We start from the raw sequence: 22282 nt of genomic DNA on the forward strand, positions 1-22282 counted from the left end.
CCGGCCGGCCCGCGGGGCCGCGCCGGGTCTGGGCGGCGGGCCTCAGGAATCCGGCCGGGCCAGCCGCTTGAGCAGGGGCAGCGCGTCGTCGAGGGGCACCGCGCGGAAGAACCGCGCGTCGGCCTCCTCGACGGCGGCGACGGCCCGGGGCGCCAGTTCGGCCCCGGCGGCGGTGACGTACAGCCGCTTGGCGCGGGTGTCGGCCGGGTCGACCTCGCGTGCGACGAGCCCCTTCTGCTCCAGGGCGCGCAGCACCTGGGAGGTCATCTTCACGTCCGTGCCGGCCTGGCGGGCCAGGGCGAGCTGGTTGGGGTGCTCGCCCTGGCCGTTGAGCCACCACGCGCAGGCGAGCAGCACGAACTGCACGTGGGTGAGGCCGAGCGGGGTCAGCGCCGCCGAGACCTCCCGCTGCCAGCGCAGGGTGGCGTGCCAGAGCAGGAACCCGGGGCTCTCGCCGGGGCTGAGGGCCATCAGCGCGCCGCCGACCCGGCCAGTGCGGCCATGGTCTCGGGCCAGTCGGCTGTGATGCCCGGGCCGATCTCGGGGCCGGCCTCGTCGGCGCCCGGGCCGGTGATCTCCATCCGGTAGGTGATGCGGACCCGGCCGTCCCCGGCGGGATCGATCCGGTGGATCGTGCGCAGGAGCAGCCCGTGGAACCGGGCCTCGTCCACGAAGAGCGCGTTCTCGACGGCCTCGGCGACGACCAGCGGCACCGGGTCCTCGCCGGGCGGGGTCATCGTGATGCGGGCGCCGGCCGTGAAGGGGCCGTCGATCTCGATCTTCTCGATGCCGGGGTTCCAGTCGCCCCAGTTCTCGACGTCGGCCCAGAGGCGCCAGACGGCTGCGGGGGCGGCGGAGGTCTCGATGGTGTGCTCGTACGTCCACATGTGCGCTCTCCTCGGTCGTTCCCATTTCATCTGTACATAGATTATCTCTGTGCAGACTATCTGTCCAGAGTTCCGCGCAGGACGGGCCGCAGCGGTCGGGGGCGGGTGGGCGGATGGGGGGAGGGGGTGCGGCGGATGGGGGGGGAGGGGGTGCGGCGGACGTGCGGGGGCCCGCGGCGCACGGCGCGCCGCGGGCCCCCGGGTCCTCGTCGATCAGCCGCCGTACGGGCGGGTGATGATCTCCATGGCGTGGCCGACGGGGTCCAGGAAGTAGACCCCGCGCCCGCCGTCGTTGTGGTTGATCTCGCCCGGGTGCTTGCGGTGCGGATCGGCGAAGTACTCGACGCCGCCCGCCCGGATCTTCTCGAAGGCGGAGTCGAACTCCTCCTCCGAGATGAGGAACGCGTAGTGCTGCGGGGTGATGGACTCGGCCGGGATGGCCGCGAAGTCCAGGGTCACCCCGTTCCCGGTGGTCACGGGGATGAACGGACCCCACTCCGGGCCGACTTCGAGGCCGAGGATGTGTGCCAGGAACTCGGCGGACTCCCGGTTGTCACGGGAGTGGACGATCGTGTGGTTCAACTGGACCGACATGGGTGAATGCCTCCACAAGGCATCTCACGGCACCTCCATGCCTCACCCGGTCGGTGACCGACACGCGATGCCGTCGCCTCGATCCTAGGCACCCCGTCCGCGTCCGGTCCACCGAAAGACCGCCGCCGGCGGCTCACGCCCCCCCGTACACCGCCTTGACGTTGTCCTGCGCCGGGTGCGTCCGTCCTGCCGGGCCCGCTGCGAAGACGCGCAGCAGGTTCTCCGTCACCCGGGTGGTCAGCGCGCCGGCACGGGCGTCCAGGCCGTGGTTGGCGCCGCTGCGGCCGTCGCCGGCCGCGTCGAGGGCCTCGACCCAGCGCATCGTGCCGGTCGCGAAGACCCCCGCCCCGCTCGGCACGGTGTAGTACGCCGTGTCCTGATGGCTCGGCCGGCCCTCGCACACCACCGGGGAGTGGGCCAGGATCTCGATCGGACGCGGGGTCGGGAAACCGGTGTTCACCTTGTCGTACTCCACGCCGACCAGGTGCGCGAAACCGTCCCCGGCCTTCACGCCCGTTCCCGCGAACAGCCAGTGGCCCGGGTTCACGACCACGTACGGGGCGTCCACCGGGTAGCCGTCGTAGATCACCCCGAGCAGCGAGCTCTCCGGGTCCGCCCCCGGCTGGGAGCGGAAGTCGACGGTCGCCGGATGCCCCCGCTTGAAGCCGGGGTCCTGGTCGTAGGAGGACTTGTAGCAGACCACCGTACGGTCCGGCCCCAGCTCGGAGGGCTCCAGCCGGATGCGGCGGAAGCAGCAGTTCGCGCCGAGTACCGCGATGTTGCTGCCCGCGTCCCGGGCCGCCGTGAAGTGCGCGCGCTGCTCCGGCGACCAGTACTCGTCGTGGCCGAGGGACAGCACGGCCGCCGCCCCCTCCAGCAGGCGCCGCTCGCGCGCCACGTCGGTGGTCGTCGCGTACGCCAGGGGTATCCCGAGCCGCTCGGCCAGCGCGACCAGGGGGGCCTCGTAGACGAGGAACAGCCCGGCCCCGTCGTCGTACTCGTACGGCCGGTCGAAGGTCACCGACAGCGAACGCGAGGCGTAGCCGCCGTTCGGGCCGTCGTAGCTGCCATAACCGCCCCAGCGGTTGTACGCCTGCCAGGTCGCCACCGCGTTGACGATCACCGTCCGGCCGGCCGCGGCCGCCGAGCGGACGGTCACCGGCACGAACCGCTGCCCCTCGCCGCCCTGCGCGTCGAGCCGCAGCAGGTAACACCCCTCCGGCCAGCCCTTGGTGTCCACCGTGGCGGTGCGCGGCCAGCGGGTGCGGACCATACGGGTGCCGGCGTCCACCGTGTGCTCGGGCTGGCTGACCCCGGGCAGCGCCTCGGAACGCCACACCAGCCGGGCCCGCGCCCCGCCGTACCAGCCCATCCGGTACGCGGAGACGGTGAACCGCGGGGCGGTGGTGGACACGTGCAGCCCGAACGACTCCCCGGGCAGCACGCTCACCTTGTCCGTGAAGCCCTCGATGGCGCGGGCGGGTCCGGCCTTGACCACGTGCCAGTCGGCGTTGCCGGGCCGGGCGTTCTCCGCCTTCACGTCGAAACCGGCCTGCCCGGGCGCCGACGGCGACTCCTTGCCCGCGCCCTTCGCCTTCAGCGCGGCCCCGCTCGCGCCGCCCGCGCAGCCGGCGGCCGAGCCGAGCCCGGCGGCGGTGGCCGCGCCCGTCGCGATGGCGAGGAACCGCCGCCTGCCCGCGCCCTCGGCGCCCCCGGGTGTGTGCTCCTGATCCATGCGGGGCACGTTATGACACCCCTGCCCGCCCACCCTCCACCACCCCGCCGAAGGCGCACCGCCCCCGGTCCGGCCGGGTCCCCGCTGCGCCCGGGCGGTACCGGGGGCGGTACCGGAGTCGGCCGTGGAGCCCCCCGCTCACCGCAAGCGCACCACCACCTCATGGCTCACCCCCGCCGTGGCCGAGAGGTCCCCGAAGACGAGCCGCAGCCGCGCCCCCGTGCGCGCCGACACCAGGGCCTGCGGCCCGGACAGCACCGCCGCGACGGGCCGGTCCCACACCAGGACCAGCTCCCCGACCGCCCGGGCCGGGTCGGCGACGTACACCCCGGCCGTGCCGTCGCGCCGCCGCCGCACCGTCACCGAGCACGGGGCGCTCGCCGCCAGCGGGCCCGCCGCTCCGGCCCGCCAGAAGTTCACCCCGGTGAAACCGAGCGGGCCGACGGCCACCCCCTGGGCCGCCGCGCTGTTGGCCAGGACGGCGGGCCACCCGGGCGTCGCCGCCCGCGCCGCCGTCCGCGCGGCCGTCGCCCCCGGCAGCAGCTGGTACGCGTACCCCGCGTCCACCGGGTCCTCGCCGTGGTCGTACCAGAGGGTGAGGTAGCGCCGGGTCAGCGCGGCCGTGGATCCGCCCCGGTTCACCTCGCTCCACCGGCCGGTACGCCCCTCCCTCAAGGCCCTGAAGGGCCCCGGACCCTGGAGGACGTACCCGCCGGAGCCCGCCAGGTGCGCCCAGCCGGGGGACCGGAACTCCGCCGACCAGCCCGGGTCCGACGGTTGCACGCGCCCGCCGACCGTCAGGGCGTGCGCCCCGTCCGCACCGAGGTTGCGGCAGTCGACCACCGACTCCACCGGGACCCCGTCCGAGGCACGGATCCCCGCCCCCAGGCAGACGATCGCGTCGTCGAGGAAGAACCAGGACTTGCGGGCCTCCAGAGTGCTCCCCAGACCGCGCAGGTGCTGGCCCACCGACGCGAACTCCCCGTCGCACGAACCGCCTACCCACGCCGTGTCCGGCCGCGCGGCCCCCCACGCGCCGCCCGCCCCGTCCGCCAGCGCCTTCCGCGCCACGGTGACGCCCGGCAGGCGGTACGGGTCGACGGTGGGCCAGAACGCGTCCGCGTACTGGTCGTTGCCGTACGAGGAACCCCACCAGCAGAGCATCCCGCTGCCGGTGTGCCAGCCGCGCAGGTTCTCCCCGTTGCCCGTCTCGTAGTGGGCGATGCGCCGGGAGGCCATGGACAGCGAGGCCGCCCAGCCCGGTCTGCGGTGGGTGGCCCGGTCCATCGAGGGGAACAGCCGGTGCCCCACCGGCTCGGGCAGCGGCGCCGCCGACGGGTCCGCCTCCAGCTCCGCCAGCCGGGCCAGCGCGGACAGCCCCAGCGTCCGGTCGGCGAGGGGCGGGCTGTGGCGCGACCGCGCAGCCCACCCCTTCACCAGGGCGCGCCACCGGGCCCGCTCGGCGGCGCCCGCCCCCTCGGCGAGCAGCAGGACCGCGGCCAGCACCGCGTGGCCGCGGGAGTGGTCGTCCTGCTGGACCTGCCGGGCGTCCGACGCCGCCAGCCCCCGGCTGACCGCCCGCCCGGACACCGCGTCCATGACCAGCCCGTTGAACAGGAAGGGCGCCCAGCCCCGCTCCACGGCGTCGAAGACGTTCTGCCGCGCGGGATCCACGACCTGCCACGGTGTGCCCTTCAACAGCGCGAACAGCAGCCCCAGCCCCTCCAGGAACACCGCGCCGTAGGTCCCCGTGTACGCCACCGCGCCGTGCTGGACGAAGGACCCGTCCCGGTGGAGACCGTCGCCCGCGGTGACGTACGGGAAGACCGGCCCGAGCGCGTCCCGGGCCAGGGCGACCTTCGCCGCGTCGGAGCCGACGGCCCCGCGCACCGCCAGCACCCGGCACAGGTCCACCCGGTTGGCGCCCGTGCTCGTCCCGCCGTACACGGCCACCGACGAGTCCGGGACGAAGTGGTCCACCGCCGCGCAGACGCCGTCTCGGCGGGCCTGCGACAGCTCCCCGTCCAGCAGCACGCACACGTCCAGCAGTGCCTGCGGCGCTCCGATCCGCCAGCACCACCAGTTCCCGTACGGCTCCCGGCCCGCGTGGTACACCTGCGCCTGCAGCTCCTCCAGCCCGGCCAGCACGGAGGCCAGCAGCGCCCCGTCCCCGGTGAGCCCGGTGCCCGGCCGCACATGGGCCTCCGCCATGGTCCGCAGCCGCTGGAAGCTCCGCACCATCGGCTCGGGATCCGAGGCGAACCCCAGGTCCGGCCAGAGCGCACCCGGCGCCGGAGCCATCGCGGCGGCCCATCGGCCGGCCTCCTGCCCGAGCTCGGCGAGCCGCGAGCGGAACGGCTCGGCCGCCTCGGAGAACCCGGTGCCCAGCACCAGTGATCGCCAGGCCTCGCGCATCGCCCCGTGGACATCGCCCACGCCCCGGGCGTCCGCCCGGTCGGCCGGCGCGCCCGCCCGCAGCGCCCCCGCGCCCGCGGCGGACAGGAAGGCGCGCCGACTCCACACTCCTGTCATCACATCTCCTCGGTCCGATCCCCACAGCTCCTCCGCAGCGGGCCGTGCCGCCGCTGCGGCCGGCTCATTCCACGTGTTCGCGGTAGCGGTCGATCACCTCCCGCAGCACCTCGCGGCCCTCCCGCGCCCACAGGCCCGGATGGAAGATCTCGACCTCCACCGCCCCCCGGTAGCCGGCCCGGTCGGCCAGCTCCCGGAAGCGCCGAAGATCGACGCACCCGTCACCGAGCTGGCCCCGGCCCAGCAGGACGCCCTCGGGGAGCGGGGTCACCCAGTCCGCCACCTGCACGGACACGATCCGCCCGCCGGCACCGGCCCGGCCCAGATCGGCGGCCAGCCGCTCGTCCCACCACAGGTGGTAGGAGTCGGCCACCACCCCGACCCGCTCCGCCGGGAACTGCTCGGCGATGTCCAGGGCCTGCCCCAGGGTGGAGACCACGCACCGGTCCGCCGCGAACATCGGATGCAGCGGCTCGATGCCCAGCCGCACCCCGTGCCCGGCGGCCCAGGGGACCAGGTCGCCCAGGAACCCGACGATCCGGCGCCGCGCCTCGACCAGGTCCCGCTCGCCCCGCGGCAGCCCGCCCGAGACCAGGACCAGGGCGTCCGCACCCAGTTCGGCCGCCTCCTCCACCGCCCGGCGGTTGTCCTCCAGCGCGGCCGCGCGGCCCCCCGGATCCGCGGCGGTGAAGAACCCGCCCCGGCACAGGGAACTGACCCGCAGCCCGGCGGCCGCGATCAGCCGCGCCGTCTCCCGCACCCCGAACCCGCGCACCGGGTCCCGCCACAGCCCCACCGAGGCCACCCCGGCCGCCCCGCACCCGGCCACCAGCTCGGGCACCGACCACTGCCGCACCGTCTCCTGGTTCAGGCTGAACCGGGCCGGGGCCGCCACCCCGTTCACGTCCCCACCCCCCGGTCCGACAGGAGCCGGCGCATCCGGGCCCCGGCGAGTTCCGGGTCCGGGAACAGGCCCAGCAGGTCCGCCAGTTCGTAGGCCCGCGCCAGATGGGGGAGCGAACGGGCCGACTCCAGCCCGGCCAGCATCGTGAAGTGCTCCTGGTATCCCGCCAGCCAGGCCAGCAGGACCACTCCCGTCTTGTAGAGCGGGGTCGGCGGGGCGAACAGGTGCCGTGACAGCGCGACCGTCGGATCCAGCAGCGCCCGGAACCCGTCGGGGTCCTCCCGGTCGAGGGCGAGCGCCGCCCGCGCCGCGATCGGGGCGATCGGGTCGAAGATCCCCAGCAGGGCGTCGCTGGCCCGCTCCCCGTCCCCGGCGATCAGTTCCGGATAGTGGTGGTCGTCGCCGGTGTAGCACCGAACGCCCGCCGGGAGCCGGCGTCTGAGGTCCTTCTCCCGTTCCGCGTCCAGCAGCGAGACCTTGACACCGTCCACCTTCCGCGGGTGTGCGCCGACCAGTGCCACCAGGACGTCCGCGGCCCCGTCGAGGCCGTCGTGGCCCCAGTACCCCGCGAGCTCGGGGTCGAACACCGGTCCCAGCCAGTGCAGGAGCACGGGCCGCGAACTCCGGCGCAACAGCGTTCCGTAGACCTCCAGGTAGTCCTCGGGGCCCCGGGCCGCCGCGGCCAGGGCGCGGGAGGCCATCAGGACGGCCCCCGCCCCGCAGCCCTCCACGTGCGCGAGCTGTTCCTCGTACGCGGCGGTGACCGCCGCGAGCGAGTGCACCCGGCCGGGCGGCAGCTGGTCGGTTCCGGCGCCGCAGACGATCCTGCCGCCCACGGCCCGGGCCTCGGCCGCCGAACGGCGGATCAGCTCCGCCGCGCCCGGCCAGCCCAGTCCCATGCCGCGCTGTGCGGTGTCCATGGCCTCCGCGACACCGAGCCCCAGCGCCCACAGACGGTGCCGGAAGGCCAGCGTGGCCTCCCAGTCGACCGCCGGCCCGCCGCCCGGCGCGGAGGGCGGGGACGCGGCCACATGGACGGCGGCGTAGAGGGTCCGGCTGCGGGCCGGACCACAGGCGTACGGCCCGAGGGGCGCGGCGGAGGGCCGGTGGAGGCGGAACCCGCCGTCCGCCGACGGGAGTCGGATGGCGTTCACAGCGTCACCTCCGGCACCGGCAGCCGGCGCCCCTCCGCGCAGGAGCGCAGCCCGAGTGCGGCGAGCTGCACCCCGCGGGCCCCTGCGAGCAGGTCCCAGCGCCAGGGTTCGTCGCGTACGACGTGGCGCAGGAACAGCTCCCACTGGGCCTTGAACCCGTTGTCCACCGGCCCGTGGTCCGGTACCTCCTGCCACTGGGCGCGGAAGGAGCCGGCCGCCGGCAGGTCCGGGTCCCACACCGGTCTCGGCGTGGCCGCGCGGTGCTGGATCCGGCAGTGGTGGAGCCCGGCCACGGCCGAACCGTGCGTCCCGTCCACCTGGAACTCGACCAGCTCGTCGCGGTGCACCCGCACCGCCCAGGAGGAGTTGATCTGGGCCACGGCACCGCCCTCCAGCTCGAAGATCCCGTAGGCGGCGTCGTCCGCCGTGGCCTCGTAGGGTTTGCCCTCCTCGTCCCACCGGCGGCCGATGTGCGTCCGGGTCAGGGCCTGCACGGTGCGGACCCGGCCGAACAGCTCGTGCAGCAGGTACTCCCAGTGCGGGAACATGTCGGCGACGATGCCGCCGCCGTCCTGTGCCCGGTAGTTCCAGGAGGGGCGCTGGGCCGGATCCCGGTCCCCTTCGAAGACCCAGTAGCCGAACTCCCCCCGGACGGAGAGGACCTCGCCGAAGAAGCCGGCCTCGACCAGCCGTCTCAGCTTCATCAGGCCCGGCAGGAACAGCTTGTCCTGCACCACGCCGTGCTTGACGCCGGCCGCCGCCGCCAGCCGGGCCAGCTCCAGGGCGGACGCGAAACCCAGGGCGGTCGGCTTCTCGCAGTACACGTGCTTCCCCGCCGCCACCGCCCGGCGCAGGGCGGCCTCCCTGGCGCCGGTCACCTGGGCGTCGAAGTAGACCTCCACCTCCGGATCGGCCAGGACGGCATCGAGGTCGGTGCCGACGTGCTCCAGCCCGTGCCGTTCGGCGATGGCCCGCAGGGCGGCCTCGCGGCGCCCGACCAGCACCGGCTCCGGCCACAGCACGGTGCCGTCGCCGAGGTCCAGCCCGCCCTGCTCGCGCAGCGCGAGCAGGGACCGGACCAGATGCTGGCGGTACCCCATCCGCCCGGTCACGCCGTTCATCGCGATCCTGATCGTCCTGCGTTCCATGGCGACCCACCTCCCGTTCGCTCGGCATCGTCTGCGGAAAGCGAAGGAAAGCGCTTTCTGTCGATCAGGCTAGGTCTCGGAACTGGCGCCCATCAATTACCCGTTCGGGTGATAGAAAGCGCTTTCTCCATCAGGCACCATGAGGTTCACACACCAGATCGGACGAGGGCCCGCGGCAGCGGCGGGCCGCAGGGGGAGGGGATCCCGATGGCGGTGACTCTTGCAGAGGTCGCGGCTCGGGCGGGCGTGTCGCCCGCGACGGTCTCGCGCGTACTGAACGGCGGCTATCCGGTGGCCGGCGGCACCAGGACCCGGGTGGAGCGGGCCGTCGAAGAGCTCGGCTACATCGCCAACGCCCCCGCCCGGGCCCTCGCGGCCGCCAGCTCCGACCTCGTCGGGATCCTCGTGCACGACATCGCCGACGGCTACTTCGGCATCCTCGCGGGCTCCCTGCAGCACGCCCTCGACCCCGCCGGGGAGGGCGGGGCGCGCCGCCTGGCCGTCGTCTGCAACACCCAGGGCGCCTCGGCCGCCGAGACCGCCTGCCTCACCCTGCTCGAAGGCCAGCGCGCCGGGGGCGTCGTCCTCACCGGTGCGGCCGCCGAGGACCCGGAGCACACGGCCGCACTCGCCGCCCGGGTGGCGCGCATGGCCGCCGCCGGAGCCCGGGTGGTCCTCTGCGGACGCCCGCCCCTGCCGGTACCGTCCGCCCTGCCCGTCGCCACGGTCGTGTTCGACGACCGGGGAGGTGCGTTCCGGCTCGCCGAACACCTCCTGACACTCGGCCACCGCCGCATCGCCTACGTCGCCGGCCCGCCAGGCCGCAGCACCACCCGCGAGCGCCTCGCCGGACACCGGGAAGCCCTCCAGCGCCACGATCCGGCGCTTCCCGGGGCCTGTGCGGAACTCACCGTCCACGCCGGGTTCGACCGCTCCGCCGGCTATGACGCCACCCGCGAACTGCTGCGCAGGGGAATGCCCTTCACCGCGGTCGCCGCAGCCAGTGACACGGCCGCCGCAGGGGCCGCGGCCGCCCTGCGCGAGGCGGGCCTGCGCATACCCGAGGACGTCTCGGTCGCCGGTTTCGACGACCTGCCGTTCAGCCAGGACACCGCCCCCGCCCTCACCACCGTCCGGGTGCCGCTGCGCGAGGCGGGAGCGCTCGCCGCCGAGCTGGTCACCGGCCGCCGGGACCTGCCCCCGGGGGGCATCACCACACTGCCCACCGCCCTCATGGTGCGCGCCTCGACCGCACCGCCGCCGACCGCCGGGAGGATGCCGTGAGGTACGCCCTGTCCACCCTCGGCCTGCCGGGCACCCCGCTCGCCCGGAGCGCCGAGCTGGCCGCCGGCCACGGCTACGACGGCCTCGAGGTGCGCGCCCACCCGGAGGAGCCGCTGCACCCCCAGAGCCCGCCGGGGGACCGGGTCGCCGGACTGCGGGCCGTCACCCGGGCCGGGGTCGGCGTCCTCGGGGTCGCGGGCTACACCAGGGTCGCGGCGGCGGGCCCCGACGGGCCGGTCCTCGCCGAGCTGAGGTCCCTGGTCCGGCTCGCCTCCGACCTCGAGGCCCCGTACGTACGGGTGTTCCCCGGCGGGGACGGACTGCCGCAGCCGCAGGCCGACGCCAATGCCGTACGCCGCCTGGGGGAAGCAGCGCCCTGCGCGGAGCGGAACGGGGTGCGGATCCTGCTGGAGACCCACGACTCGCACCGCACGGGAGCGGCCGCCGCCCGCGTCCTCGACGGGGTCGGGCATCCGGCGGTGGGCGCGCTGTGGGACGTCCTGCACACCTGGCTCGGCGGCGAAGGGCCAGCCGAGTCGAGACGGCGGCTGGGCGCGCATCTGGGCTACCTCCAGGTCAAGGACGTGGCCTCGGCCGACGACCTCACTCCGGTCCCGCTGGGTGCGGGCGTGCTGCCGCTGGCCGGGGCGGTGGCCGGGGGCCCGGCCGACGGGTGGCTGTGCTGGGAGTACGAGAGACGCTGGTACCCCGGGGCGGCCGAGCTGTCCGGCGCCCGGCTCAGCCGCGGCCGCGCACACCTGGAAGGGCTGGTGGTCCATGGCGATCAGGCCGAGTAGGCCAGGCGGTCCCGGTCCACCGGGTAGCGGAAGCCGACACCGCGCGCGTAGCGCTCCAGCTCCTCCACCGCCGTCACCGCCAGCCGGTCCAGCTCTCCGCCCAGGGATCCCGCCACGTGGGGGGTGAGCAGGACGTTCGGAAGGTCGTACAGGGGGGAGCCGGCGGGCAGTACCTCGGGCTCGGTGTGGTCGAGGACGGCGTGCAGCCGCCCGGTGACCAGCTCCCGCGTCAGCGCCTCCGTGTCGACGAGCGAACCCCGGGCCGTGTTGATCAGGGTGGCGCCGTCCGGCATCAGGGCCAGCCGGGAGGCGTCCAGCAGGCGGCGGGTCCCGGGAAGTTCGGGGGCGTGCAGGCTCACCACGTGGCTGCGGCCGAGCAGTTCGTCCAGTCCGCTGGCCTCGCCGCCGAGGGAGGCGAGTTCGGCCGGGTCGGCGTAAGGGTCGTGCACGAGGACCCGAAGGTCGAACGGGCGCAGCAGCTCCAGCACCCGCCGGCCGACCCGGGAGGCGCCGACGAGGCCGACGGTGCGCCCGTAGTTGCCGGCCGTGGGGTAGCGGCTCAGCGGGTCGATCGGTCCGCGCGCGGTCCGGTAGGCGCGAGCGGCCTCCAGGACCCGCTTGTTGGCGAACAGGATCGCGGCGAGCGTGTACTCGGCGACGGGCAGGGCGTTCGCGGCGGCCGCGCTGGAGACCAGCAGACCGCGTTCCCAGCACGCCTCGGTCACGTGCCGCTTGACGCTTCCGGCGGCGTGCACGACGGCCCGCAGCCGCGGCATCCGGCGCAGCGCGTCCGCGTCCAGGGCGGGACAGCCCCAGCCGGTGAACAGCACCTCGACGTGGGCGAGGCGCCGGCTCAGCGCCGGGTCCCGCCGTGCGAAGTCGGTGAGCAGCAGCCCGGGGTCCACATCGGCGACCCGGACGAGCTCGGCCAGCACCCGGCCGCCGAGCACGGCTGCCCGCGTGCCCGGGCTCATCGCGAGCACGGTGGCGGGCCGGGGAGGGCTTGCCGGGCTGGTCACGCGGGCGCCTCCTGCGGTGGGCCCCGGGCGGCCTGTGCTGGGCCCCGGGCGCCGGAGCCGCAGCGGCCGAGGGCCGTGAAGGGCGGGGCAGGACGATGCTCACAGAGCCCGCCCCGGGCGGGAGCGGCGACACGTGGGCGGGCTCCGTGGTTCACCCGCCGGCCCGATCACCGCGCCCGGACGGCACCGGCTCGGGCCGCTGAGAGCACGACGGCACGGCCCCCGGAGCCTGCCGCGTCGGGCCGCCTTCGGCCCGGAGGTACGGAGCGCCGCGGTTCCCGCAGGCCGACCCGGTCGGGACGACGGCGAGCGGCGTCCATCACACCGCCGCACCGGACTCCTGCGGCGCTGCGGGGGACGGTGGTCCGGCCGTTCGCCGGGTCCGTTGTGGCGGCCCCGGCGGCGTCCTGTCGTCGGCCGGTGGTGGTTTGCCGGGTGGACGGGCGTTGATCACATTGCTGCACGGGACTCCTGCGGCGCTGCGGGGGACGGCGGTCCGGCCGTTCGCCGGGTCCGTTGTGGCGGCCCCGGGGGCATCCTGTCGTCGGCCGGTGGTGGTCGGCCGGGTGGCTGCCGCGGCATGGCCGCGTTCGCGGTCGTGGCTGTCGCCCGGGACCGTTCAGGGAGCGAGCGCGGCCGCGGTCAGGTCGGGCCAGGCGGTCCCGGTGCCCTCGTGGGCCGCCTCGGCGAACCGTGCGTCGCCCAGGTGGCGGCGCGCGGCCCGCTCGATGCGGGCCACATCCGGCTGCGAGCGGTCCTGGAGCCCCCGTACGGCCGCGCTCGCCGCCAGGAGGCGTACCGCCTGCTCGTACGCACCCCGGCGCAGGGCCAGGTCCGCGACCCCGACCAGCACCTGGGCGATCAGCGGCGCGTGTCCCGCCCCGGCCGCCGCCGCGCAGGCCGCCGCATGGTGCGCGCGGGCCTCGTCGAGGTCGTCGGCGAGGTAGCCCAGCAGGTCATGCGTCACCGCGAGGACGTTCCCCTGCCGCGCCTCGTCGCCCAGCAGGGACGCCGCCAGGCCCAGCTGCCGGCGCGCCTCCCGGCCCTCCCCGCCCCACCGTGCCAGCTCCGCCCGCGCGAGGGCCAGTTCGGCCAGGGCGTCCGGCCAGGTGACCCCCTCCGCGTACCGCTGCGCCTCGGCGAGGGCGGCGGCGCAGGCGTCCCCGTCACCCTGCAGCCAGTACAGCTGGGCCTGCCGCGACCGCATCCGGATGACGTCCTCGACGGCGCCGAGCTCGGTGACGACCGCGATCGCCTGCTCCAGGTGCTCGCAGGCGGCGGCGAACCCGCCGCGCACGGCGATCCGCTCCGCCAGCTCCGTCTGCGCGAACGAGATCCCGAACCGCTCGCCCAGCGACCGGAACTCGGCCAGCGCCGTCTCCAGGTACGCGTCCGCGTCGCGCCCCTCCTGGCCCAGCATGATCCGCATCTTGCCCAGGTGCAGCCGGCCCAGCGCCCGCACCCAGGGGTCCTCGCTGTCGAGCAGTGGTTCGAAGGCGGGCAGGAAGGCGTCGGGAGCCTCCAGCATGCGTTCCAGCGCGGTGACCAGGCCCAGCAGCGGGTTGCGGCGCCGGCTGCGCAGGCTGGACCGGTACGCCTCGTGGATCCACTCCGCCGCCTGGTGCTCGTCGCCGCGACCGGCGCTGACGAACAGGACGACCAGCGCGTACGCCGTGGCCCGTACGTCGTCGGCGACCTCGCCGGGCGTACCGACGGCCGCGGTGACCAGCTCCATCCCCTCGGTCCGGTGCCCGCTGAGCCACCAGTACCAGCCGGCGGCCGCCGCGAGCCGCATCGCCGCCTCCGCCTCGCCCGCCGCGAGCGCGCCGCGCATCGCGGAGCCGATGTTGTCGTGCTCGGCCCCGAGCAGGGCCAGCCACTCCAACTGCTCGGCGCGCCGAAGGTGCGGCTCCGCGGTCTCGGTGAGCCCGGTGAAGTACGCCAGGTGGGCCTGCCGCGCCCGCTCGGCCTCCCCGGCCTCGGCGAGGCGGTGGGCGGCGTACTCCTTGATCGTGCCCAGCATGCGGTAGCGCGGGGCCGCACCGCCCTCGGCGCGCAGCAGCGACTTCTCGGTCAGGGCGGTGAGCAGTTCGAGCACCTCGTGCTCCGCGACCGCGCCGTCCGCGCAGACCCGCTCGGCCGCCTCCAGGCCCGCCCCGCCGGAGAACACCGAGAGCCTGCCCAGCACCGTCCGCTCGGCGCCGCTGAGGAGCTCCCAGCTCCAGTCGACCACCGCGCGCAGCGTTTTGTGCCGCGGCAGTGCGGTCCGGCTGCCGCTGGTCAGCAGGCGGAACCGGTCGTCCAGCCGGTGGGCGAGCTGGTCGACGGACATCGTGCGCAGCCGGGCCGCGGCCAGTTCGATCGCCAGCGGCATCCCGTCCAGCGCCCGGCAGACGCGCACCATCGTCGCCAGCGTGCGGGCGTCGGTGCCGGAGCCCGCCGCGAGGTCCCGGCGCACCGCCCCGGCGCGGTCCCGCAGCAGCCGGACGGCCGGCGAGGACTCGATCTCGGCCGGGCCGGCGTCGCCCCGGGGCAGGGCCAGCGGCTCGACCGGCCACAGCGCCTCACCGGTGATGCCGAGCGGTTCCCGGCTCGTCGCCAGGATCCTCAGCCGCCGGCACTCGCCGAGCACCCGGTGGGCGAAGACGGCGGCCGCCTCGATGACGTGCTCGCAGTTGTCGAGGATGAGCAGCGCCTCGCGGTCGCGGACCGCGGCGACGAGCCGGTCCGTCGGCTCCGCGTTCGGGGCCCCGCCGAGCAGGGCGTCCCGCAGGCCCAGTCCGTCGAGCGCAGCCTGCGCCACGTCGCCGCCGTCCGCGCCGACGGCGGCGAGCTCCACCAGCCAGGCCCCGTCCGGCAGGTCGTCGAGCAGCGTGCGCGCCGTCTCCGCGGCCAGCCTGGTCTTCCCCGCGCCGCCCGGCCCGATCACGGTGGTGAGCCGGTGCTCGGCGATCAGCCCCCGGACGGCGGCGACGTCGGCGCCCCTGCCGACGAAACTGGTCAGCTCGGCGCGCAGATTGGTCCTCGGGCCCTCCTCGCGCCGCCCCAGCTCGCCCCGCAGCAGCGCGAGGTGCACGGCGGACAGCTCGGGGGAGGGGTCGGCGCCCAGGGTGTCGGCCAGGGCCTCCCGCGCCCGCTGGTACGCCTGCAGCGCCTCGCTGTCGCGGCCGGCCGCGACGAGGGCGCGCATCAGGGCGGCGACGAGCCGCTCCCGCACCGGGTGCGCGGCCACCAGGTCGGCCAGCTCCGTGACCACCTCCGCACCGCGCCCCAGGGCGACGTCCGCCTCGGCCCGCGCCTCCGCGGCGGTCAGCCTCAGCCCCTCGAGCCGTACGACCGCCGCGTCGCAGGCGGCGCTGTCCTGCAGGCCGACGTCCTGCAGGGCCGCGCCGCGCCACAGGCCGAGGGCCTCGCGCAGCAGCCGCACCCGCCCGGAGAGGTCATCGTTGCGGGCCTGCCCCGCGGTGACGAGCCGCTCGAACCGCACGGCGTCGACGGCGTCGGGTTCCACCGCCAGCCGGTACCCGTCCGTCAGGCCCTCGACCACCCCGTCGGGAAGCACCTTCCGCAGCCGGGACACCAGCCGCTGGAGGGCGTTGGTCGCGTCGGCGGGCGGGTACGGCCCCCAGATCCAGTCGACGAGCACCGCCTTGGGGACCACGCGCCCCGGCCTGAGCGCGAGGGCGGCCAGCAGCCCGCGCAGCCGCGCACCCGGCACGTCGACCGGACGTCCGTCCCGCGCGCGCACCTCCAGTGGACCCAGCACCCCGATCTGCACGCGCCGATTCTGTCACGGGTGCCGGACGGGCACCCCCGGGTCAACTCCCCGCCGCCGAACGGCATCCGGGCAGGCCGGGGTCCCGGTCGCGTGCCGGGCCGCGGTCGTGCGCACCGGGCAGGGCGTCCGACGCGGCGACCCCCTTCCTTCCCCCGCCTACGCGTTGCGCGCGCTGCGCAGGAGCCAGGAGGTGGGATGGAGAGAGGTGACGAGTTCCTTGTACGTCGTGTCCCCGGGCACGGGGACGACCAGCCACAGGCCCGGCGGGAAGAAGCGGCCCCTGGTGTGGGCGAGGCCCCCGTAGACGGAGCGGAGGAAGGCGGGCACCGCGTCGCGGGGGACGTCGTGGAACTCGACCCGGTCCACCGTGATCTCCGCGTCCTCCTCGGGGAAGAGGCGGACGGTGACCGCGGGCGTGCCGTCGAGTGCGACGAAGGCCTCGTGCGGGAGGGACCCGTCGGGGTCGAGGGAGCTGAAGGGGTCCGCGGCGGTGCGGCGCGAGGTCCGGTCGGCGCCGATGTCGTCGGTGACGGTCAACGGCAGGCGGTACTCCTCGGCGATCGCGCGGATCGCGCGGACGGCCGACTCGGTCGTCGGGAGATGCGTCGGCTGCATGCCGCAATCATCACCGACGGGGGCGGGAGCGCGCTGGCCGGGCCGGGGCGGGACGCCCTTGCGGGCCGCCTGGAGGGGGACCCCGTACGATCCCCGGATGACATCGAACCGGGCGTCAGCCACCGCGGTCGGCCTCGCGCGCGTGCTGGCGCACTGCGGGGGCGACCTGCGGGCGGCGGTGCACCACCTGGGCGCCGCGATCGCCTCCGCGCCGCAGGACCCCGAACCGTACGCGGCCCTCGCCGAACTGTGGGAGGAACGGCGCGCCGACCTGGCCGGGATCCTCCGGGGCGCCGACTCCCTGCGGACGGTGCCGGCGTACGCGTACGTCCGCTTCCTCGAGGACGACATGGACGGGGCGGTGACGGCGCTCGGCTCGGCCACGGGCGCGCGTCCCGACGTCGCCTGGGCCGCGGCCCCCTGGTTCGGCGACGCGCGGTTCCTGGGGACGGTGGGCGCGGAGGCGTTCGCCGAGGCCGTCATGCGGACCACGGACTACGGCCGCGCCCTGGACGGCGACGGCACGCGGGAGGCGCTCGGCCCCTGGATCCGGGCCGTCGAGACGGTCTGCGCACGCGAGCCGCGGCCCGAGGCGATGGCCAGGATGGCGATCTTCCTGAGGGCGTGCGGTCTGACCGACGCGTCGCTCGCCCTCTGCGACCGGGCGGACGCCGCCGGGCCGGTCATGATGACCGAGGTCGTGCGGGCGGGGACGTGGCGCGTCCTGGGCGACCCCGAACGGACGGCGGCGGCGTTCGAGCGCGCCCGCGTCCTGGACCCCGCGAACTGGTCGCTGTACCTCGACCTGGCCGACGTACGCGCCGAGCAGGGCGACTTCACCAGCGCCGTCCGGCTCGCCGGCCAGGGGCTGGAGCACGAGCCGGCCGAGGTCACGCTGCGCGCGGCCGCGGCCGCCTACCGGGCCCGGCTCACGGGCTCCCCCGATGACCTGCGCGACCTCATCGGGCTCGCGCCGGACCTCCCGGACGTCTCGTACCGGACCCTGCTGATCGACCGCGCGTGTGCCGGCCCCGGCCTGCCGCCCGGGCTCGTCGCCGAGGCCCGCCGCCTGCGGACCGGCTGATCTCGGACCCCGCACCGGAGGGCCCCGCGCACCGGCCGCCCGGGAACGCGGGAACCCGGGCGGGACGGTGGACGTTGTCGGGACGTGCTGCGCCTGCTGACGAGTCCGCTCCTCGTGCTGATCGTGGTGATACCGCTCTTCGTGCTGGCGGCCGTCCAGTACACGGTCGGCCGGGCCCGGAGACGGGGGTGGCTGCCCGGCCGTGCCCCGGGACGGGACCGGGGCGGCCGGGGCGCGGGCGCGACCGCCACCGAGGAGCTGCACGCCCTGATCTACCCCGGCAAGCGGGCCCAACTGGAACAGCGGCGGATCGAGTTGGTGCTCCGGGACGACGAGCAGGACGGCGCCCCGCGCAGGACCGGGATCGACCTCGACGCCGGCGTGGCCCGCCTGGAGCGGCCCGGGCCGGCCCGGCCCCGACGCGTACCGGCGGCAGGCGCCGGTGCGGTGGCCGGGGCGGGCGGGTCGGCCCCGGAGGGAGATGTTCCCGGCAGGACAGTAGGGTGGGCCGGGTGAACCTTTCTTCCGCGCTTCCGCGTTCCTTCCGGCTGCTCGTCACGGGTGGGGGGACCGGTGGACACACCTACCCCGCCCTGACCGCGATCCGTACCCTGCAGGGCCGACTCGCGGCGGCCGGCGGCACGCTCGACGTGCTGTGGATCGGGACCGCCGACGGGCTCGAGGCGCGGGTCGCGCCGGCCGAGGGGATCGCGTTCAAGACCGTCGCCACGGGCAAGATCCGCCGTTCGGCGAACCCGCTGAAGATGCTGTCGGCGGCGAACATGAAGGACATGGCGCGGGTGCCGCTCGGCGTGGCGCAGGCGCGCACGATCGTCTCCGAGTTCGAGCCCGACGTCGTCCTGGCCACCGGCGGCTACGTCGCCGTGCCCGCCGGGCTCGCGGCGCGGCTGTGCAAGCGGCCCCTCGTGCTGCACGAGCAGACCGTGCGCCTCGGGCTCGCCAACCGCAAGCTCGCCGGCTCGGCGACGCGCATCGCGGTGTCCTCCGAGTCCTCCCTGCCGCTGCTCCCCGCCGAGGTGCGCGAGCGCGCCGTCGTCACCGGCAACCCGGTCCGCCCCGAGGTGCTCTCCGGGCACCCCGACAAGGCCGTGCACGCGCTGAACCTCGTCGGGTTCGACCGCCGCCTGCCGACCGTCTACGTCACCGGCGGCGCGCAGGGCGCCCAGCAGATCAACGGCGTGGTGCGCGAGGTGCTCCCGTGGCTGCTGAGCCACGCGAACGTGATCCACCAGTGCGGGCCCGCCAACGTCGACGAGCTCCGCTTCGCGGCGGCCGGGCTGGACCCGGTGCTGGCCGGCCGCTACCACGTGACCGGCTTCGTCGGGCCGGAGCTGCCGGACGTGCTCGCGCTCGCCGACATCGTGATCTCCCGGTCCGGGGCGGGGACGCTGGCCGAGCTCACCGCGCTGGGCAAGCCCGCGGTGTTCGTGCCGCTGGCGACCTCGGCCGGCAACGAGCAGGCGCACAACGCCCAGTACCTGGCCGACGCGGGCGCCGCCGTCGCCCTCCTCGGCGAGGTCACCGCGCAGGGCCTCGCGGAAGCGGTCGGCCCGCTCCTCACCGATGCCGGCCGGCGGGCGCAGATGGCCGAGCGGGCCCGGGCGTACGGGCGGCCCGACGCCGCCGAGCGGCTCGTGGACGTGCTGCTGGCCGCCGCCAACGGCTGATCCCGGACGGGTCGGGAGGGCGTCGCCGGCACAGGGCCGGCGGCGCCCTCCCGCGTCGTCACACGGAGTTCACGCCGCCGGGGCCGAAGACCGTGTCCCCGACCGACCCGCCTGTCTAGACTGGCCACTTGTCGATCATGCACCCGACGAGTGTGGAGGAAGATCCCGCATGCGCCATCTCCCCCTGGGCCGTTCAGGTCTCCTGGTCTCCGCCGTGGGCCTCGGCTGCAACAACTTCGGTACCCGCCTCGACCTCCGGGCCACCCGGGCCGTCGTCGACGCCGCCCTCGACTCCGGGATCACCCTCCTCGACACCGCCGACATCTACGGCGGGCGGGGCGGCTCCGAGAACCACCTCGGCCAGGCCCTCAAGGGCCGACGCGACCAGGTGGTCCTCGCCACCAAGTTCGGCTACGACGGCGTCGACATGGGGTACGGGCCCGCCGCCGGCTCCCGAGGCGGCCGCGGCTACATCCGGCGCGCCGTCGAGGAGTCCCTGCGCCGCCTGGAGACCGACCGCATCGACCTGCTCCAGCTGCACAGCCCCGACCCCTCCACCCCGATCGCGGAGACCCTCGCCGCGCTCACCGAGCTCGTCGCCGAGGGCAAGGTCCGCTACATCGGCCACTCCAACCTGAGCGGCTGGCAGCTCGCCGAGGCCGCCCACACCGCCCGCGAGACCGGCGCGGTGCCCTTCGTGTCGGCGCAGAACGAATGGTCGCTGCTGGAGCGGTCGGCCGAGCGCGAACTGGTCCCGGCCGCCCGCCACTACGGCCTCGGCGTCCTCCCGTACTTCCCCCTCGCCAACGGCCTGCTCACCGGCAAGATCCGCCGGGGCGCCCCCGTCCCGGCCGGCTCCCGCCTCGAAGGCCGCGACGCCTACCTCACCGAGGAGCGCCTCGACACCGTCGAGGCACTGGCCGCGCTCGCGGAGAAGCACGGACGCACCGTCCTGGAACTCGCCATCGGCTGGCTCTCCGCCCAGCCCGGCTGCGCCTCCGTCATCGCCGGCGCCACCTCACCCGAGCAGGTCCGCGCCAACGCGGCCGCCGGCGCGAACCCGCTGGAGGCCGGGCTGCTGGCCGAGATCGACGCCGTGGCCCGGGCCCACGCCGTATGACGACGGCCCTGCGCTGCGCGGTACTCGACGACTTCCAGGGGGCGGCCACCAGCCTGGCCGACTGGTCGCCGGTCACCGCGCGGGGCGTCGAGGTGGTCTCCTACCCCGACCACCTGGCGGACGAGGACGAACTGGCCGCCCGCCTGGCCGGCTACGACATCCTCGTCACCCTGCGCGAGCGCGTCCCCTTCCCCGCGAGCCTGCTGGAGCGGCTTCCGCGCCTGCGGCTGCTGGTGGCCAGCGGCATGCGCAACTCGGTCATCGACTACGCCGCCGCCGGCCACGCCGGCGTGACGGTGTGCGGCACGGCCAGTTCCTCCACCCCGCCCGTCGAGCTCACCTGGGCCCTGCTCCTCGGCCTCGCGCGCGGACTCGTCACGGAGAACACCGCCCTGCGCGAGGGCGGGCCCTGGCAGCAGACCGTGGGCACCGACCTGGCCGGCAGCCGCCTCGGCCTGCTGGGCCTCGGCAGGATCGGCGCCCGGGTGGCCCGGATCGGGCTCGCCTTCGGCATGGACGTGGCGGCCTGGAGCCCGAACCTGACCGAGGAGCGCGCCGCGGCGGAAGGGGTCGCCCTGGCCCCCTCCAAGGAGGCGCTCCTCGCGGGCAGCGACTTCGTCTCCGTCCACCTCGCCCTCGGCGAGCGCACCCGGGGCCTGATCGGCGCCGCCGAGCTGGCCCTGATGCGGCCGACGGCCCGCCTGGTCAACACCTCCCGCTCCGCGATCGTGGACCAGGAGGCGCTCCTGGAGGCCCTGCGCACGGGCCGCATCGCCGGGGCCGGCCTGGACGTGTTCGACACCGAGCCGCTGCCCGCCGGCCATCCGCTGCGCACCGCCCCGAACCTGCTGGCCACGCCCCACCTCGGCTACGTCACCCGGGCCAACTACGCCACGTACTACGGGGAAGCGGTCGAGGACGTCCTCGCCTTCCTCGACGGCGCGCCCGTCCGCGTCCTGCCCTGACCCCGGACGGCCGAGGGCCCTCCCGGAATCTTGGGTTCTAGGAGTCGTCGCAACACCCCACTTCAAGGGGTGCGATGGACTTCGAGATCCGGGGAGACCGGAAGCCGCAGGGACCCAGGAAGCTGGCCCAGGAGCGGGCGGCATACTCCCAGCTCATGCGGCAAGGCTTGAACAACAAGGAAGCGTGCCGGATCGTCGGGATCAACCCGAAGACCGGCAGACGCTGGCGCAACGGACGTAATCCGTCCGGCAGGAACAAGGCGGCACCACCGATACACACGGTGGTGCCGCCTCCCGTGTCCTCGCGGTACCTGTCTGAGGCCGACCGCATACACATCGCCGACCGGCTGCGGGAGAAAGCCACGGTCCGCGCGATCGCAGCCGAATTGGGCCGCAGCCCCTCCACCATCAGCCGTGAGGTCCGCCGCAACCGGCACACCGGCAACGGGCAGTACCGGCCGCACGCGGCCCAGGCCCGCGCCGATGCCCGCCGTCCACGCCCCAAGCCGCGCAAGATCAGCCAGAACCCCGAGTTGCGGGCGGCCGTCCAAGCGGGCCTGGACCAGCGGTGGAGCCCGGAACAGATCTGCCAGGCTCTGCGCAGAACCTTTCCCGACCGGCCGGAGATGCACGTGGTCCACGAGACCGTCTACCAGGCTCTTTACGTCCAAGGACGCGGAGAGCTACGGCGAGAGCTGGCCGGCGCCCTGCGCAGTGGCCGCGCGCGCCGCAGACCCCACCGCCAGGCAAACTCCCGCCAGCCCCGCTTCACCGACCCGATGATCATGATCAGCGAGCGGCCCGCGGAAGCGGAAGACCGGGCCGTGCCCGGTCACTGGGAAGGCGATCTGATCATCGGCAAGGACGGCGGCTCGGCGATCGGCACTCTCGTCGAACGCGCCACCCGCTACGTCATGCTCCTGCACCTGCCCGACGGCCGCAGCGCCGAACACGTCCGCGACGCGCTGGTCGAAACGG

The 22282-nt window shown here is 75.5% G+C and carries 19 protein-coding genes; 8 read left to right on the forward strand and 11 right to left on the reverse strand.

The window, feature by feature from the left end; genetic code table 11:
* Window positions 1-42 precede the first annotated feature (42 nt).
* The 8 genes from AB0469_RS30535 to AB0469_RS30570 all read right to left on the reverse strand — a co-directional run bounded on the left by AB0469_RS30535 (window position 43) and on the right by AB0469_RS30570 (window position 8954).
* Window positions 43-471, reverse strand: coding sequence for a MarR family winged helix-turn-helix transcriptional regulator (locus tag AB0469_RS30535; protein ID WP_366454684.1), 429 nt, complete (start codon window positions 469-471; stop codon window positions 43-45).
* Complete coding sequence (locus tag AB0469_RS30540) at window positions 471-887, reverse strand: SRPBCC family protein (protein ID WP_366454685.1); 417 nt, start codon at window positions 885-887, stop codon at window positions 471-473. The genes AB0469_RS30535 and AB0469_RS30540 overlap by 1 nt, the downstream gene beginning before the upstream one ends.
* Before the next feature lie 213 nt (window positions 888-1100).
* Window positions 1101-1481: a VOC family protein gene (locus AB0469_RS30545; protein WP_366454686.1), complete on the reverse strand. Its 381-nt coding sequence runs from the start codon at window positions 1479-1481 to the stop codon at window positions 1101-1103.
* Window positions 1482-1614: 133 nt separating this feature from the next.
* A complete protein-coding gene (locus AB0469_RS30550) occupies window positions 1615-3216 on the reverse strand; it encodes a N,N-dimethylformamidase beta subunit family domain-containing protein (protein WP_366454687.1) in 1602 nt (533 codons plus the stop codon).
* A gap of 138 nt (window positions 3217-3354) precedes the next feature.
* The gene (locus tag AB0469_RS30555; RefSeq protein WP_366454688.1) at window positions 3355-5748 is read right to left on the reverse strand and encodes a polysaccharide lyase 8 family protein; all 2394 of its coding nucleotides are present in this window, start codon (window positions 5746-5748) and stop codon (window positions 3355-3357) included.
* Window positions 5749-5812: 64 nt separating this feature from the next.
* On the reverse strand, window positions 5813-6643 hold the full coding sequence (locus AB0469_RS30560) for a sugar phosphate isomerase/epimerase family protein (RefSeq protein ID WP_366454704.1): 831 nt from the start codon (window positions 6641-6643) through the stop codon (window positions 5813-5815).
* 5 nt (window positions 6644-6648) lie between these two features.
* A complete protein-coding gene (locus AB0469_RS30565; RefSeq protein ID WP_366454689.1) occupies window positions 6649-7806 on the reverse strand; it encodes a dihydrodipicolinate synthase family protein in 1158 nt (385 codons plus the stop codon).
* Window positions 7803-8954 (reverse strand): Gfo/Idh/MocA family oxidoreductase, encoded by a 1152-nt coding sequence (locus AB0469_RS30570; RefSeq protein ID WP_366454690.1) that lies wholly within the window; start codon window positions 8952-8954, stop codon window positions 7803-7805. The genes AB0469_RS30565 and AB0469_RS30570 overlap by 4 nt, the downstream gene beginning before the upstream one ends.
* 207 nt (window positions 8955-9161) lie before the next feature.
* Between AB0469_RS30570 and AB0469_RS30575 the strand changes: the two genes are divergently transcribed.
* A complete protein-coding gene (locus AB0469_RS30575) occupies window positions 9162-10238 on the forward strand; it encodes a LacI family DNA-binding transcriptional regulator (RefSeq protein WP_366454691.1) in 1077 nt (358 codons plus the stop codon).
* Window positions 10235-11035, forward strand: coding sequence for a sugar phosphate isomerase/epimerase family protein (locus tag AB0469_RS30580; protein WP_366454692.1), 801 nt, complete (start codon window positions 10235-10237; stop codon window positions 11033-11035). The genes AB0469_RS30575 and AB0469_RS30580 overlap by 4 nt, the downstream gene beginning before the upstream one ends.
* Here the strand turns inward: AB0469_RS30580 and AB0469_RS30585 are convergent.
* The 3 genes from AB0469_RS30585 to AB0469_RS30595 form a co-directional block, all read right to left on the reverse strand.
* The gene (locus AB0469_RS30585) at window positions 11023-12009 is read right to left on the reverse strand and encodes a hydroxyacid dehydrogenase (protein WP_366454705.1); all 987 of its coding nucleotides are present in this window, start codon (window positions 12007-12009) and stop codon (window positions 11023-11025) included. The genes AB0469_RS30580 and AB0469_RS30585 overlap by 13 nt on opposite strands.
* A gap of 664 nt (window positions 12010-12673) precedes the next feature.
* A complete protein-coding gene (locus AB0469_RS30590; RefSeq protein ID WP_366454693.1) occupies window positions 12674-15832 on the reverse strand; it encodes a BTAD domain-containing putative transcriptional regulator in 3159 nt (1052 codons plus the stop codon).
* A 156-nt stretch (window positions 15833-15988) separates the two neighbouring features.
* Complete coding sequence (locus AB0469_RS30595) at window positions 15989-16447, reverse strand: hypothetical protein (protein WP_366454694.1); 459 nt, start codon at window positions 16445-16447, stop codon at window positions 15989-15991.
* 97 nt (window positions 16448-16544) lie between these two features.
* Between AB0469_RS30595 and AB0469_RS30600 the strand changes: the two genes are divergently transcribed.
* The 6 genes from AB0469_RS30600 to AB0469_RS30625 form a co-directional block, all read left to right on the forward strand.
* Window positions 16545-17531 carry a hypothetical protein gene (locus tag AB0469_RS30600; protein WP_366454695.1) on the forward strand — a complete coding sequence of 329 codons (987 nt, stop codon included), beginning with the start codon at window positions 16545-16547 and terminating at the stop codon, window positions 17529-17531.
* 84 nt (window positions 17532-17615) lie between these two features.
* The gene (locus tag AB0469_RS30605) at window positions 17616-18047 is read left to right on the forward strand and encodes a DUF6191 domain-containing protein (RefSeq protein WP_366454696.1); all 432 of its coding nucleotides are present in this window, start codon (window positions 17616-17618) and stop codon (window positions 18045-18047) included.
* Complete coding sequence (locus AB0469_RS30610; RefSeq protein WP_366454697.1) at window positions 18044-19219, forward strand: UDP-N-acetylglucosamine--N-acetylmuramyl-(pentapeptide) pyrophosphoryl-undecaprenol N-acetylglucosamine transferase; 1176 nt, start codon at window positions 18044-18046, stop codon at window positions 19217-19219. Before AB0469_RS30605 ends, AB0469_RS30610 begins: the two co-directional genes overlap by 4 nt.
* Before the next feature lie 169 nt (window positions 19220-19388).
* The gene (locus AB0469_RS30615; RefSeq protein ID WP_366454698.1) at window positions 19389-20339 is read left to right on the forward strand and encodes an aldo/keto reductase; all 951 of its coding nucleotides are present in this window, start codon (window positions 19389-19391) and stop codon (window positions 20337-20339) included.
* A complete protein-coding gene (locus AB0469_RS30620; protein WP_366454699.1) occupies window positions 20336-21304 on the forward strand; it encodes a D-2-hydroxyacid dehydrogenase family protein in 969 nt (322 codons plus the stop codon). Before AB0469_RS30615 ends, AB0469_RS30620 begins: the two co-directional genes overlap by 4 nt.
* 74 nt (window positions 21305-21378) lie before the next feature.
* Window positions 21379-22282 (forward strand): IS30 family transposase (locus AB0469_RS30625; RefSeq protein ID WP_366454700.1); only part of this gene is annotated, 904 nt, incomplete at its 3' end.

Origin of the sequence: Streptomyces sp. NPDC093801, from assembly GCF_040701585.1 — a bacterium.
GTDB lineage: Bacteria > Actinomycetota > Actinomycetes > Streptomycetales > Streptomycetaceae > Streptomyces.